Source organism: Phytobacter sp. SCO41, assembly GCF_003073275.1.
Classification (GTDB): domain Bacteria; phylum Pseudomonadota; class Gammaproteobacteria; order Enterobacterales; family Enterobacteriaceae; genus Phytobacter; species Phytobacter diazotrophicus.
Genome location: NZ_CP027225.1, coordinates 4,586,697 through 4,601,254 on the forward strand (window position 1 = coordinate 4,586,697; position 14,558 = coordinate 4,601,254).

Here is a 14,558-nt window from a genome sequence, read left to right on the forward strand (position 1 = left end):
CATCAGGAGAGTTTTATGAGCAGTCTACAAAGACGCATTGTCGTAACAGGGATGGGTATTGTCAGCCCGCTGGGTTGCGGCGTCCAACATGTCTGGCAATCGTTACTGGCAGGAAAGTCGGGTATCCGGCCGCTGCCTGAATCGATTGTCGAAGATATCGCCTGCAAAGTGGCGGGGCAGGTTCCAGGAATTGAAGAGGATCCCCAACACGGTTTTGATCCACTATCCGTCATTCCGGCAAAAGAGCGCAAGAAGATGGATCGTTTCATTGAATTTGCGCTGGTAGCGGCACAGGAAGCGCTTCATCAGGCAAAATGGTTTCCGCAAGAGCAGGCGTTAAAAGATCGTACTGCGACCATCATTGCGACAGGTATTGGTGGCTTTAATCAAATCGCCGAGGCAGTCCAGACAACCGAGCACCGCGGTCCACGCAAGTTATCCCCCTTCACGATCCCTTCTTTTCTGGCAAACCTGGCGGCAGGCCATGTTTCTATCGCGCATGGTTTTCGCGGCCCCATTGGCGCGCCGGTGACCGCCTGTGCAGCCGGAGCGCAGGCTATCGGGGATGCGGCAAGGTTAATCCGGGCCGGTGAAGCAGACATTGCACTGTGTGGAGGCAGTGAAGCCGCAATCCATCGAGTCAGTCTGGCTGGTTTTGCGGCGGCCAGGGCGCTTTCGAGTGGATTTAACGATAATCCAACGGAGGCGTCACGACCATTTGACCAGGACAGAGATGGTTTCGTAATGGGAGAAGGGGCTGGTCTTCTGGTGATTGAATCGCTCGAACATGCGCTGGCCCGTGGAGCGACGCCGCTGGCAGAACTGGTGGGCTATGGCACCAGTGCAGATGCTTACCACCTTACGGCAGGACCGGAAGATGGCAATGGCGCACGACGCGCAATGGAAGCCGCATTACAACAGGCCGGGATTTCATCAGAGCAAGTGCAGCATATCAATGCACACGCCACTTCAACTCAGGTTGGAGATAAAGGCGAGCTGGCGGCAATACGCGCACTGTTTGCTGAACATCCGGTTGCCATCACATCAACAAAATCTGCCACCGGACATTTGCTGGGTGCGGCAGGCGGTATTGAAGCGATCTTCACCATTCAGGCATTACGTGATCAAATAGCCCCACCTACCCTGAACCTGCATAATCCGGATATTGCTGCAGCGGGTATGCGCCTTGTAGCGCTCACTGCACAGCCGCTAACGATGGAATACGCGCTTTCAAACGGGTTTGGTTTTGGCGGCGTGAATGCCAGCCTGCTGCTAAAACGATGGGAAGACTTGCAGTAATAATGAAATAAAGGGCTGTGTGCCCTTTGTTTTGCCTGCTTTAGTGATAAATAGCAGACGAAAAAAAACCGCATCTCGTTTGAGATGCGGCTCTTAATAAGTGGCGGAACGGACGGGACTCGAACCCGCGACCCCCTGCGTGACAGGCAGGTATTCTAACCGACTGAACTACCGCTCCACCGAATACTTCTGTAACCACCGGATTAATGCACCGGCTTACTTCTTAATTTTATGCCTGGCAGTTTATGAATCACGTTGTGATTCACCCTTCGGGCCGTTGCTGCGCAACGTTCAAAAGCGCTCGCTTTTGTCCTACTCTCTGTCGGGTAGCGAACTGCCCCGAAGACGGGTGCAGGTCTTTTAATTTGATGCCTGGCAGTTCCCTACTCTCACATGGGGAGACCCCACACTACCATCGGCGCTACGGCGTTTCACTTCTGAGTTCGGCATGGGGTCAGGTGGGACCACCGCGCTAAAGCCGCCAGGCAAATTCTTTGTGCTCAGTACGCAATTCTTTATCGCATCAGCCGCGTTGGCTGCATTTGCGAACGTCAGTCACATACTTTTTGTATGCTCCTTCCGTCGCTTCATTTGCCGCCTTGCTGCTGCGCAAATTATTGCGTACTCAACTCTGAATCTAAGCTGAAAATCTTCTCAATCCGCCAAAACATCTTCGGCGTTGTAAGGTTAAGCCTCACGGTTCATTAGTACCGGTTAGCTCAACGCATCGCTGCGCTTACACACCCGGCCTATCAACGTCGTCGTCTTCAACGTTCCTTTAGTGTCCTTAAAGGACAAGGGAGAACTCATCTCGGGGCAAGTTTCGTGCTTAGATGCTTTCAGCACTTATCTCTTCCGCATGTAGCTACCGGGCAGTGCCATTGGCATGACAACCCGAACACCAGTGATGCGTCCACTCCGGTCCTCTCGTACTAGGAGCAGCCCCCCTCAATTCTCCAGCGCCCACGGCAGATAGGGACCGAACTGTCTCACGACGTTCTAAACCCAGCTCGCGTACCACTTTAAATGGCGAACAGCCATACCCTTGGGACCTACTTCAGCCCCAGGATGTGATGAGCCGACATCGAGGTGCCAAACACCGCCGTCGATATGAACTCTTGGGCGGTATCAGCCTGTTATCCCCGGAGTACCTTTTATCCGTTGAGCGATGGCCCTTCCATTCAGAACCACCGGATCACTATGACCTGCTTTCGCACCTGCTCGCGCCGTCACGCTCGCAGTCAAGCTGGCTTATGCCATTGCACTAACCTCCTGATGTCCGACCAGGATTAGCCAACCTTCGTGCTCCTCCGTTACTCTTTGGGAGGAGACCGCCCCAGTCAAACTACCCACCAGACACTGTCCGCAACCCGGATCACGGGTCCACGTTAGAACATCAAACATTAAAGGGTGGTATTTCAAGGTTGGCTCCATGCAGACTGGCGTCCACACTTCAAAGCCTCCCACCTATCCTACACATCAAGGCTCAATGTTCAGTGTCAAGCTATAGTAAAGGTTCACGGGGTCTTTCCGTCTTGCCGCGGGTACACTGCATCTTCACAGCGAGTTCAATTTCACTGAGTCTCGGGTGGAGACAGCCTGGCCATCATTACGCCATTCGTGCAGGTCGGAACTTACCCGACAAGGAATTTCGCTACCTTAGGACCGTTATAGTTACGGCCGCCGTTTACCGGGGCTTCGATCAAGAGCTTCTCCTTACGGATAACCCCATCAATTAACCTTCCGGCACCGGGCAGGCGTCACACCGTATACGTCCACTTTCGTGTTTGCACAGTGCTGTGTTTTTAATAAACAGTTGCAGCCAGCTGGTATCTTCGACTGATTTCAGCTCCACCCGCAGGGGCTTCACCTACATATCAGCGTGCCTTCTCCCGAAGTTACGGCACCATTTTGCCTAGTTCCTTCACCCGAGTTCTCTCAAGCGCCTTGGTATTCTCTACCTGACCACCTGTGTCGGTTTGGGGTACGATTTCGTGTTACCTGATGCTTAGAGGCTTTTCCTGGAAGCAGGGCATTTGTTACTTCATCACCGTAGTGACTCGTCATCACACCTCAGCCTTGATTATCCGGATTTGCCTGGATAACCAGCCTACATGCTTAAACCGGGACAACCGTCGCCCGGCTAACATAGCCTTCTCCGTCCCCCCTTCGCAGTAACACCAAGTACAGGAATATTAACCTGTTTCCCATCGACTACGCCTTTCGGCCTCGCCTTAGGGGTCGACTCACCCTGCCCCGATTAACGTTGGACAGGAACCCTTGGTCTTCCGGCGAGCGGGCTTTTCACCCGCTTTATCGTTACTTATGTCAGCATTCGCACTTCTGATACCTCCAGCATGCCTCACAGCACACCTTCACAGGCTTACAGAACGCTCCCCTACCCAACAACACTTAGTGTCGCTGCCGCAGCTTCGGTGCATGGTTTAGCCCCGTTACATCTTCCGCGCAGGCCGACTCGACCAGTGAGCTATTACGCTTTCTTTAAATGATGGCTGCTTCTAAGCCAACATCCTGGCTGTCTGTGCCTTCCCACATCGTTTCCCACTTAACCATGACTTTGGGACCTTAGCTGGCGGTCTGGGTTGTTTCCCTCTTCACGACGGACGTTAGCACCCGCCGTGTGTCTCCCGTGATAACATTCTCCGGTATTCGTAGTTTGCATCGGGTTGGTAAGCCGGGATGGCCCCCTAGCCGAAACAGTGCTCTACCCCCGGAGATGAATTCACGAGGCGCTACCTAAATAGCTTTCGGGGAGAACCAGCTATCTCCCGGTTTGATTGGCCTTTCACCCCCAGCCACAAGTCATCCGCTAATTTTTCAACATTAGTCGGTTCGGTCCTCCAGTTAGTGTTACCCAACCTTCAACCTGCCCATGGCTAGATCACCGGGTTTCGGGTCTATACCCTGCAACTTAACGCCCAGTTAAGACTCGGTTTCCCTTCGGCTCCCCTATTCGGTTAACCTTGCTACAGAATATAAGTCGCTGACCCATTATACAAAAGGTACGCAGTCACCCCATTAAGAGGCTCCCACTGCTTGTACGTACACGGTTTCAGGTTCTTTTTCACTCCCCTCGCCGGGGTTCTTTTCGCCTTTCCCTCACGGTACTGGTTCACTATCGGTCAGTCAGGAGTATTTAGCCTTGGAGGATGGTCCCCCCATATTCAGACAGGATACCACGTGTCCCGCCCTACTCATCGAGCTCACAACCTGTGTGCTTTCGTGTACGGGGCTGTCACCCTGTATCGCCGGACTTTCCAGACCGTTCCACTAACACACAAGCTGATTCAGGCTCTGGGCTGCTCCCCGTTCGCTCGCCGCTACTGGGGGAATCTCGGTTGATTTCTTTTCCTCGGGGTACTTAGATGTTTCAGTTCCCCCGGTTCGCCTCGTTTGACTATGTATTCATCAAACGATAGTGCAACGGATTGCACTGGGTTTCCCCATTCGGACATCGCCGGGTCAAAGGTTCATATCACCTCGCCGGCGCTTTTCGCAGATTAGCACGTCCTTCATCGCCTCTGACTGCCAGGGCATCCACCGTGTACGCTTAGTCGCTTAACCTCACAACCCGAAGATGTCTTGTTCTGTCCGGTTTGTTGCGCGCTGTGAATACTGCGTTGTTCCGTACTCGCGATGCTCATGGACATCAAGTCCACTCCGCTCGCTGCGTGCGGTACGCCTTGTCTTCACATCGCTCACGTCACCTTTTACAGTGTCATCTTCTGATTGCGATAATTTGAGAGACTCGAACACACCGTCATCTGTTCTTATTACGGAGAACAGACACTGTGTGTCGTTTCAATTTTCAGCTTGATCCAGATTTTTAAAGAGCAAAACTTCGCAGTGCACCTTTTCAGGTTCACTCTGAAGTTTTCTTGTGTTCGCAGTAAAAGATGGTGGAGCTATGCGGGATCGAACCGCAGACCTCCTGCGTGCAAAGCAGGCGCTCTCCCAGCTGAGCTATAGCCCCATCGTAGTTAAATCTCACCAACCTTAATTACTGTTGAGGCAAGGCGTGGTGACACGAAGCATACTTAATGTATGTGAGTGTCGCCGCAACGCAGCATCAGCAGGAATTTGGTAGGCCTGAGTGGACTTGAACCACCGACCTCACCCTTATCAGGGGTGCGCTCTAACCACCTGAGCTACAAGCCTGCAGAGATTTTTTACTGCTCTATTTCATCAGACAATCTGTGTGAGCACTACAAAGGCAGGTTCTTTAAGGTAAGGAGGTGATCCAACCGCAGGTTCCCCTACGGTTACCTTGTTACGACTTCACCCCAGTCATGAATCACAAAGTGGTAAGCGCCCTCCCGAAGGTTAAGCTACCTACTTCTTTTGCAACCCACTCCCATGGTGTGACGGGCGGTGTGTACAAGGCCCGGGAACGTATTCACCGTGGCATTCTGATCCACGATTACTAGCGATTCCGACTTCATGGAGTCGAGTTGCAGACTCCAATCCGGACTACGACATACTTTATGAGGTCCGCTTGCTCTCGCGAGGTCGCTTCTCTTTGTATATGCCATTGTAGCACGTGTGTAGCCCTGGTCGTAAGGGCCATGATGACTTGACGTCATCCCCACCTTCCTCCAGTTTATCACTGGCAGTCTCCTTTGAGTTCCCGGCCGGACCGCTGGCAACAAAGGATAAGGGTTGCGCTCGTTGCGGGACTTAACCCAACATTTCACAACACGAGCTGACGACAGCCATGCAGCACCTGTCTCACGGTTCCCGAAGGCACTAAGGCATCTCTGCCAAATTCCGTGGATGTCAAGACCAGGTAAGGTTCTTCGCGTTGCATCGAATTAAACCACATGCTCCACCGCTTGTGCGGGCCCCCGTCAATTCATTTGAGTTTTAACCTTGCGGCCGTACTCCCCAGGCGGTCGACTTAACGCGTTAGCTCCGGAAGCCACGCCTCAAGGGCACAACCTCCAAGTCGACATCGTTTACGGCGTGGACTACCAGGGTATCTAATCCTGTTTGCTCCCCACGCTTTCGCACCTGAGCGTCAGTCTTTGTCCAGGGGGCCGCCTTCGCCACCGGTATTCCTCCAGATCTCTACGCATTTCACCGCTACACCTGGAATTCTACCCCCCTCTACAAGACTCAAGCCTGCCAGTTTCGAATGCAGTTCCCAGGTTGAGCCCGGGGATTTCACATCCGACTTGACAGACCGCCTGCGTGCGCTTTACGCCCAGTAATTCCGATTAACGCTTGCACCCTCCGTATTACCGCGGCTGCTGGCACGGAGTTAGCCGGTGCTTCTTCTGCGGGTAACGTCAATCAACACGGTTATTAACCGTATTGCCTTCCTCCCCGCTGAAAGTGCTTTACAACCCGAAGGCCTTCTTCACACACGCGGCATGGCTGCATCAGGCTTGCGCCCATTGTGCAATATTCCCCACTGCTGCCTCCCGTAGGAGTCTGGACCGTGTCTCAGTTCCAGTGTGGCTGGTCATCCTCTCAGACCAGCTAGGGATCGTCGCCTTGGTGAGCCATTACCTCACCAACAAGCTAATCCCATCTGGGCACATCCGATGGCAAGAGGCCCGAAGGTCCCCCTCTTTGGTCTTGCGACATTATGCGGTATTAGCTACCGTTTCCAGTAGTTATCCCCCTCCATCGGGCAGTTTCCCAGACATTACTCACCCGTCCGCCACTCGTCACCCGAGAGCAAGCTCTCTGTGCTACCGTTCGACTTGCATGTGTTAGGCCTGCCGCCAGCGTTCAATCTGAGCCATGATCAAACTCTTCAATTTAAAAGTTTGATGCTCGTAGAATTAAACTTCGTAATGAATTACGTGTTCACTCTATGAGACTTGGTATTCATTTAGTGTCCGAAGACATTAAGAATCCATGTCACTTTGAGTGCCCACACAGATTGTCTGATAAATTGTTAAAGAGCAGTGCAACGCGGCTTTCGCTCACCGTTGCGAGGTGGCGTATATTACGCTTTCCTCTTTCAGAGTCAACCCGTTATTTCAGGATTTTTCTCTTCAACCGACCCGGCTGTTTGTGTGAAGTGATTCACATCCGCCGTGTCGATGGAGGCGCATTATAGGCAGCCCACGATGAATGACAAGCGAAAAAATGCATTTTTATTTCAACCGCTCATCTTTTCATCATAACGGTTACTTTTGTTGCTTTTTGATAGCCGCAGGTAGGTCCGCAAGGCTATTAATCACCCAATCTGCCGCATTTTCCGCCTCTGGTGTAACGGGCTTGCCGGTACGCACCAATACTTTCGTTCCCACATCAGCAGCGGTAGCCGCCTGCATATCTTCGAGTTTGTCACCCACCATATAAGAAGCAGACATATCAATGTGCAGATAGTCTCGAGCAGAAATGAGCATGCCCGGATGTGGCTTACGGCAGTCACACACCTGGCGGAACTCTTCTACCGTCCCCTGAGGGTGGTGCGGGCAATAGTAGATACCATCCAGCTCGACATCGCGATCGGCCAGCGACCAGTCCATCCATTCGGTGAGCGTTTCAAATTGCGCTTCGGTGAATTTACCGCGCGCGATACCGGACTGATTGGTCACCACCACCAGCGCGAAGCCCATGGCTTTCAGTTCGCGCATGGCGTCAATGACACCGTCTATAAATTCGAAGTTATCAATTTCGTGCACATAACCGTGGTCGACATTAATAGTGCCATCACGGTCGAGGAAAATTGCGGGTACTGATTTTGCCACCGGGTTGCTCCTGAAAAAGGCATGTGGGCGTAGTATCTCATGTTTCACCGCACAGGAAAGTGCTCATCGCGCAGGGTTCGATTGATTTAGACGTCTGGATGCCTTAACATCCGCCTTGTTTACGGTCATCACCCGTAACAGGCAGAACAAAATGCCACGGCTAACTCTCATACGATAAAAATAATCTGATGATTAAACTTTCCAATATAACCAAAGTATTCCAGCAGGGAACTCGCACCATTCAGGCGTTGAACAATGTCAGCCTGCATGTTCCTGCCGGGCAAATTTATGGCGTCATTGGTGCCTCTGGCGCCGGTAAAAGTACGCTTATTCGCTGCGTTAACCTGCTTGAGCGCCCGTCCCAGGGCAGCGTCCAGGTTGACGGCCAGGAGCTGACAGCCCTTTCAGAAGCACAACTCACTAAAGCTCGCCGCCAGATTGGCATGATCTTCCAGCACTTTAATTTACTCTCTTCCCGCACCGTGTTTGGTAACGTCGCATTGCCACTTGAGCTGGATAACACGCCGCGCGAAGAGATTAACCGTCGCGTCAAAGAATTGCTGGATCTGGTTGGACTGGGCGACAAACACGACAGCTATCCGGCGAATCTGTCCGGTGGTCAAAAGCAGCGTGTGGCCATTGCCCGCGCACTGGCGAGCAACCCGAAAGTACTGCTGTGCGATGAAGCCACCAGCGCACTGGACCCGGCAACTACGCGTTCCATTCTGGAGTTATTGAAAGACATCAACCGTCGTCTGGGCCTGACGATTCTGCTCATTACCCACGAAATGGATGTCGTAAAACGCATTTGCGACTGCGTTGCCGTTATCAGTAATGGTGAACTGATCGAACAGGACACTGTAAGTGAAGTGTTCTCTCATCCCAAAACGCCGCTGGCACAGCAGTTTATTCAGTCAACGTTGCACCTGGATATCCCTGAGGATTACCAGCAGCGCCTGAAAGATCAGCCACTGGCAGGTAGCGTGCCGATGTTACGCATGGAATTCACCGGTCAATCGGTCGATGCCCCCCTGCTTTCTGAGACCGCACGCCGCTATAACGTGAACAACAATATTATCAGTGCGCAGATGGATTACGCCGGTGGCGTGAAATTCGGCATTATGCTGACAGAAATGCACGGCGAGCCGCAGGATACGCAAGCCGCTATTGCCTGGCTTAAGGAACACCATGTGAAAGTAGAGGTGCTGGGTTATGTCTGAGGCAATGATGTGGTTACTGGCGCGTGGCGTCTGGGAAACGCTGGCAATGACCTTCGTATCCGGTTTCTTCGGCTTTGTGCTGGGTCTTCCGGTTGGCGTGCTGCTGTATGTCTCGCGTCCTGGACAAATTTCGGAGAATGCAAAACTCTACCGTACCATTTCGGCGCTGGTGAATATTTTCCGTTCGATCCCGTTCATTATCTTACTGGTCTGGATGATCCCGTTCACCCGTATTATCGTGGGGACTTCCATCGGCCTGCAGGCAGCGATTGTGCCTCTGACCGTCGGTGCAGCACCTTTTATTGCCCGTATGGTGGAAAACGCCCTGTTGGAAATCCCAACCGGCCTGATTGAAGCCTCCCGTGCAATGGGCGCAACCCCGATGCAGATCATCCGTAAGGTACTACTGCCGGAAGCACTGCCGGGTCTGGTCAATGCAGCAACAATTACCCTGATTACCCTGGTGGGTTATTCCGCAATGGGTGGAGCCGTGGGCGCAGGCGGTCTGGGGCAGATTGGCTACCAGTACGGTTATATTGGCTATAACGCCATTGTGATGAATACCGTCCTGGCACTGCTGGTGATTCTGGTTTACTTAATTCAGTTTGCAGGCGATCGTATCGTTCGCTCTGTTACGCATAAATAACGTTGCTCACAACACAACGACTCTGAAAGAAAGGAAAAAACACATGGCTTTTAAATTCAAGACCTTTGCGGCAGTGGGTGCCCTGATTGGTTCTCTGGCTCTGGTAGGTTGTGGTCAGGACGAAAAGAATCCGAACCACATTAAAGTCGGCGTCATCGTCGGTGCTGAACAGCAGGTTGCCGAAGTTGCACAGAAAGTCGCGAAAGAGAAATACGGTCTGGACGTTGAGCTGGTAACCTTTAATGACTACGTTCTGCCGAACGAAGCGCTGAGCAAAGGCGACATCGATGCGAACGCCTTCCAGCACAAACCGTACCTGGATCAGCAGATCAAAGATCGTGGCTATAAACTGGTTGCTGTTGGCAATACCTTTGTTTACCCGATCGCAGGCTACTCCAAAAAAATTAAATCTATCAATGAATTGCAGGAAGGCGCTCAGGTCGCTGTACCGAACGATCCGACTAACCTCGGCCGTTCCCTGCTGCTGTTGCAGAAACAGGGCCTGATCAAACTGAAAGATGGTGTTGGCCTGCTGCCAACCGCTCTGGATATTACAGAGAACCCGAAAAACCTGAAAATTGTTGAGCTGGAAGCCCCACAACTGCCGCGCTCGCTGGACGATGCACAAATCGCGCTGGCCGTTATTAACACCACCTACGCCAGCCAGATCAATCTGACGCCAGCAAAAGATGGTATCTTTGTCGAAGATAAAGACTCTCCGTACGTTAACCTGATCGTTACCCGCGAAGACAACAAAGACGCAGAAAACGTGAAGAAATTCGTTCAGGCCTATCAGTCTGACGAAGTCTACGAAGCAGCGAACAAAGTCTTCAATGGCGGTGCGGTGAAAGGCTGGTAATCCGGCCCGTCAGCAATATCCTTCAGGACGGGCTCATGCCCGTCTTGTCATTTGTGCAAGCTCCTGATTCAATAAGCGGCGTTAAGATCATTTTTTGAGGATATATTATGCGTGCTTTACCGATCTGTTTTTTAGCACTCATGCTGAGCGGCTGTTCAATGCTAAGCAGATCTCCTGTCGAACCTGTTCAAAGCACAGCAACCCCGCCTAAAACAGAACCAGCAAAACCGAAACCGCCGCGTCCGACGCCGGTTCGAATCATTACCAATGCTGAAGATTTGGTGGGTAAACCGTTCCGTGATTTAGGTGAAGTGACCGGTGACTCTTGCCAGGCAACCAATCAGGATTCCCCACCGAACATCCCGACCGCCCGTAAGCGCATGCAAATCAACGCATCAAAAATGAAAGCGAATGCGGTTCTGCTCCACAGCTGTGAAATCACCAGCGGCACGCCGGGTTGCTACCGTCAGGCTGTATGCGTAGGTTCAGCGCTGAACGTCACGGCGAAATGACCACATTTGCCATCGAGCAGATAGGCGTCATCCGCTCCCCCTATAAAGAAAAGTTTGCCGTTCCCCGCCAGCCTGGTCTGGTTAAACATGGAGGCGGCGAACTGCATCTGCTGCCTCCCTATAATCAGGCCGAAGCCGTACGCGGGCTTGAGGCGTTCAGCCATCTCTGGATTGTGTTCATTTTCCACCAGACGATGGCTGGCGGCTGGCGTCCTACGGTACGCCCTCCCCGGCTCGGGGGGAATGCGCGGATGGGGGTTTTTGCCACGCGTTCAACCTTCCGTCCTAATCCGATTGGCATGTCTTTGGTGGAGCTTAAAGGCATTCACTGCGAGAAAGAGCGTGTCATTTTGCAACTGGGCAGTCTTGATCTCGTCGACGGCACGCCCGTCGTGGATATCAAACCCTATTTACCCTTTGCTGAGGCTCTGCCGCATGCCAGCGCCAGTTATGCGCAGCAGGCCCCCGTCGCGGAGATGGCGGTGTGCTTCACGCCGGAGCTCGAAGCGGCATTTCCACAGTTAGAAAAGCGTTACCCGCAGCTAAGATCGTTTATTATTGACGTCCTGGCGCAGGACCCGCGCCCGGCATACCGTAAAGATGAGGAAATGGGGAAAACGTACGCGGTCTTGTTGCTGGATTTCAACGTGCGCTGGCGCGTGACCACTGCAGGTTTTGAAGTGTTTGCGCTGGAAGGCCGTTAATTTATCCTCCCTCTACTTTTGGCATCTCTTTCTCGCTGGTAAACTGAATCACTTTTTTTGAATCAGGCTCCTTTTGAGTCTGTTCCAATCGTCCAAATGGAACCGTAACAACATGCGTACTAGCCAATACCTGCTCTCCACTCTGAAGGAGACACCTGCCGACGCCGAAGTCATCAGCCATCAGTTGATGTTGCGCGCCGGGATGATTCGCAAGCTGGCCTCCGGGTTGTATACCTGGCTGCCGACCGGCGTGCGCGTCCTGAAAAAAGTCGAAAACATCGTGCGTGAAGAGATGAACAACGCCGGTGCGATTGAGGTGTTAATGCCGGTCGTTCAGCCTTCTGAACTGTGGCAAGAGAGTGGTCGTTGGGAGCAGTACGGCCCGGAACTGCTGCGTATTTCTGACCGTGGCGAGCGTCCGTTCGTACTCGGCCCGACTCACGAAGAAGTGATCACCGATCTGATTCGTAACGAGCTCAGCTCTTACAAACAGCTACCGCTGAATTTCTTCCAGATCCAGACCAAGTTCCGTGACGAAGTACGTCCGCGTTTCGGCGTGATGCGTTCCCGTGAATTCCTGATGAAAGATGCCTACTCTTTCCATACTTCTCAGGAATCGCTGCAGGAAACCTACGACGCGATGTATGCCGCCTACAGCAAAATCTTTACCCGCATCGGGCTGGAGTTCCGCCCGGTTCAGGCAGATACCGGCTCTATCGGTGGTAGCGCGTCTCATGAGTTCCAGGTACTGGCGCAAAGCGGTGAAGATGACATCGTTTTCTCTGATACCTCTGACTATGCCGCCAACATCGAACTGGCAGAAGCTGTGGCGCCGAAAGCACCGCGTGCGGCGGCAACTCAGGAGATGACGCTGGTTGATACGCCGAACGCGAAAACCATCGCCGAGCTGGTTGAACAGTTCAACCTGCCGATTGAGAAAACCGTTAAGACCCTGCTGGTCAAAGCGGTTGAAGGAAGCAGCTACCCGCTGGTCGCCCTGCTGGTACGTGGCGATCACGAACTGAACGAAGTAAAAGCCGAAAAACTGGCGCAGGTTGCCAGCCCGCTGACTTTCGCGACCGAAGCTGAAATTCGCGCCGTGGTAAATGCGGGTCCGGGTTCGCTGGGGCCGGTAAACATGCCGATTCCTGTCGTTATCGACCGTACCGTTGCGGCAATGAGCGATTTTGCCGCTGGCGCTAACATTGATGGTAAGCACTACTTCGGTATCAACTGGGACCGTGATGTAGCAACCCCGGAAATCGCCGATATCCGTAACGTGGTTGCCGGCGACCCAAGCCCGGACGGTCAGGGGACGCTTCTGATCAAACGCGGTATCGAAGTGGGTCACATTTTCCAGCTAGGTACCAAATACTCTGAAGCGCTGAAAGCGTCCGTTCAGGGTGAAGATGGTCGTAACCAGATCCTGACCATGGGCTGCTACGGTATCGGGGTAACGCGTGTTGTGGCTGCGGCGATTGAACAGAACTTCGATGACCGCGGTATTGTATGGCCAGAAGCGATTGCACCGTTCCAGGTGGCCATTCTGCCCATGAACATGCACAAATCTTACCGTGTTCAGGAACTGGCAGAGAAGCTCTATAACGAACTGCGCGCACAGGGTATCGACGTGCTGATGGACGACCGTAAAGAGCGTCCGGGTGTGATGTTCGCTGATATGGAGCTGATCGGTATTCCGCACACCATCGTGCTGGGCGACCGTAACCTCGACAACGACGATATCGAATACAAATACCGTCGCACTGGCGAAAAACAGATGATCAAGACGGGTGATATCCTTAATTACCTTGTCAGCGCCATCAAGGGCTAACAGTAAAAAGCCTCGCAAATGCGAGGCTTTTTTTATTGGTGATTACAATCTTTTCCGGCTATAAATTTCGCGTTTTTATCCGCCACCAGCGTCTTTTCCATCGCACCGTTATCCGTTTTCGGCTGTAGCGCGAAATGTCCTTCCACCTCCAGCAATACCGGCTGCGAAGCCTGACCTGCCGCTGCTTTATATTGCTGTTCGAGCCGCACATCATTGCTGACCGCAATCCGTTTGCCCGTCATACAATCAGCGAACTCTGCCATACCACCAGTACGCGAATACATGCCACGCATCGCCATCGGCGTTGTCGGTAAGGCCGCCGTGACAGGCTGCAAGACATAATTTAGCTGTGAGCGAATCGGGTTCCCTTCACGATCCAGCATTTCCAGCGCACTGCCTTTCGCGCGGAAGTAAAGTTTCTCGCCACTTGCATCTGTCAGCACCAGCTTGTCCGCAGTGCGTGCCCATTGCCCGTAAGAGGCAAAATTTGATGGCGCTTTGCCACCCTGATAGCCCTGATTCATCACCCAGGTGCCATCTTTTTCAAGGAACAGTGAGGTTTCGATGCCTTCACAATCTGCGCACGGCAGAATACCGCGCCAGCTCTGTTGCATTGGCTTGAGCTTTTCAGCTCGCACGGGGGAGACGGTTTCCACCTCTCCCCGATTGTTGCACCCCATCAGCGCAAAGAGTGTCATTGCCACAGCTAAAGATACAATCGCTTTATTCACTCTTTCTTCCTTATGAACAGTTCTTATC

The 14,558-nt window shown here is 52.8% G+C and carries 9 protein-coding genes, 3 tRNA genes and 3 rRNA genes; 7 read left to right on the plus strand and 8 right to left on the minus strand.

The features are described 5' to 3' along the window. Positions 1–15 precede the first annotated feature (15 nt). Complete coding sequence (gene fabF, locus C5523_RS22345; RefSeq protein ID WP_108702001.1) at positions 16–1,299, plus strand: beta-ketoacyl-ACP synthase II; 1,284 nt, start codon at positions 16–18, stop codon at positions 1,297–1,299. A gap of 101 nt (positions 1,300–1,400) precedes the next feature. Here fabF and C5523_RS22350 read toward each other — a convergent pair. From C5523_RS22350 to gmhB, 7 genes are all read right to left on the minus strand, one after another. After that, positions 1,401–1,477 (minus strand) — tRNA-Asp (locus C5523_RS22350). A gap of 192 nt (positions 1,478–1,669) precedes the next feature. Beyond that, positions 1,670–1,785 (minus strand): 5S ribosomal RNA (gene rrf, locus C5523_RS22355). A 197-nt stretch (positions 1,786–1,982) separates the two neighbouring features. Next, a 23S ribosomal RNA gene (locus C5523_RS22360) occupies positions 1,983–4,884 on the minus strand. Positions 4,885–5,217: 333 nt separating this feature from the next. Continuing rightward, positions 5,218–5,293: transfer RNA gene (locus tag C5523_RS22365), tRNA-Ala, on the minus strand. A gap of 108 nt (positions 5,294–5,401) precedes the next feature. Next, a tRNA-Ile gene (locus C5523_RS22370) sits at positions 5,402–5,478 on the minus strand. A 70-nt stretch (positions 5,479–5,548) separates the two neighbouring features. After that, positions 5,549–7,088, minus strand: a 16S ribosomal RNA gene (locus C5523_RS22375). Together the 16S, 23S and 5S rRNA genes with 3 tRNA genes alongside form the textbook arrangement of a ribosomal RNA operon. Before the next feature lie 372 nt (positions 7,089–7,460). Next, positions 7,461–8,027 carry a D-glycero-beta-D-manno-heptose 1,7-bisphosphate 7-phosphatase gene (gmhB, locus tag C5523_RS22385; RefSeq protein WP_039078460.1) on the minus strand — a complete coding sequence of 189 codons (567 nt, stop codon included), beginning with the start codon at positions 8,025–8,027 and terminating at the stop codon, positions 7,461–7,463. 188 nt (positions 8,028–8,215) lie between these two features. Here gmhB and metN point away from each other — a divergent pair, with 188 nt between their 5' ends. The 6 genes from metN to proS all read left to right on the plus strand — a co-directional run bounded on the left by metN (position 8,216) and on the right by proS (position 13,799). Continuing rightward, entirely contained in the window at positions 8,216–9,247 is a 1,032-nt protein-coding gene (metN, locus tag C5523_RS22390; RefSeq protein ID WP_039078459.1) for a methionine ABC transporter ATP-binding protein MetN, read from the plus strand. Further along, on the plus strand, positions 9,240–9,893 hold the full coding sequence (locus C5523_RS22395) for a methionine ABC transporter permease MetI (RefSeq protein WP_039078458.1): 654 nt from the start codon (positions 9,240–9,242) through the stop codon (positions 9,891–9,893). The genes metN and C5523_RS22395 overlap by 8 nt, the downstream gene beginning before the upstream one ends. Positions 9,894–9,936: 43 nt before the next feature. Continuing rightward, positions 9,937–10,752, plus strand: a complete 816-nt coding sequence (gene metQ, locus C5523_RS22400) for a methionine ABC transporter substrate-binding lipoprotein MetQ (RefSeq protein WP_108702002.1) — start codon at positions 9,937–9,939, stop codon at positions 10,750–10,752. A 107-nt stretch (positions 10,753–10,859) separates the two neighbouring features. Then, positions 10,860–11,264, plus strand: coding sequence for an Rcs stress response system protein RcsF (gene rcsF / locus C5523_RS22405; protein WP_039078456.1), 405 nt, complete (start codon positions 10,860–10,862; stop codon positions 11,262–11,264). Then, a complete protein-coding gene (gene tsaA, locus C5523_RS22410; protein WP_108702003.1) occupies positions 11,261–11,968 on the plus strand; it encodes a tRNA (N6-threonylcarbamoyladenosine(37)-N6)-methyltransferase TrmO in 708 nt (235 codons plus the stop codon). The genes rcsF and tsaA overlap by 4 nt, the downstream gene beginning before the upstream one ends. Before the next feature lie 112 nt (positions 11,969–12,080). Next, on the plus strand, positions 12,081–13,799 hold the full coding sequence (proS, locus tag C5523_RS22415) for a proline--tRNA ligase (protein WP_079497212.1): 1,719 nt from the start codon (positions 12,081–12,083) through the stop codon (positions 13,797–13,799). 32 nt (positions 13,800–13,831) lie between these two features. Here proS and nlpE read toward each other — a convergent pair whose 3' ends face one another. Next, positions 13,832–14,530 (minus strand): envelope stress response activation lipoprotein NlpE, encoded by a 699-nt coding sequence (gene nlpE, locus C5523_RS22420; protein WP_108702004.1) that lies wholly within the window; start codon positions 14,528–14,530, stop codon positions 13,832–13,834. Positions 14,531–14,558: the final 28 nt, after the last annotated feature.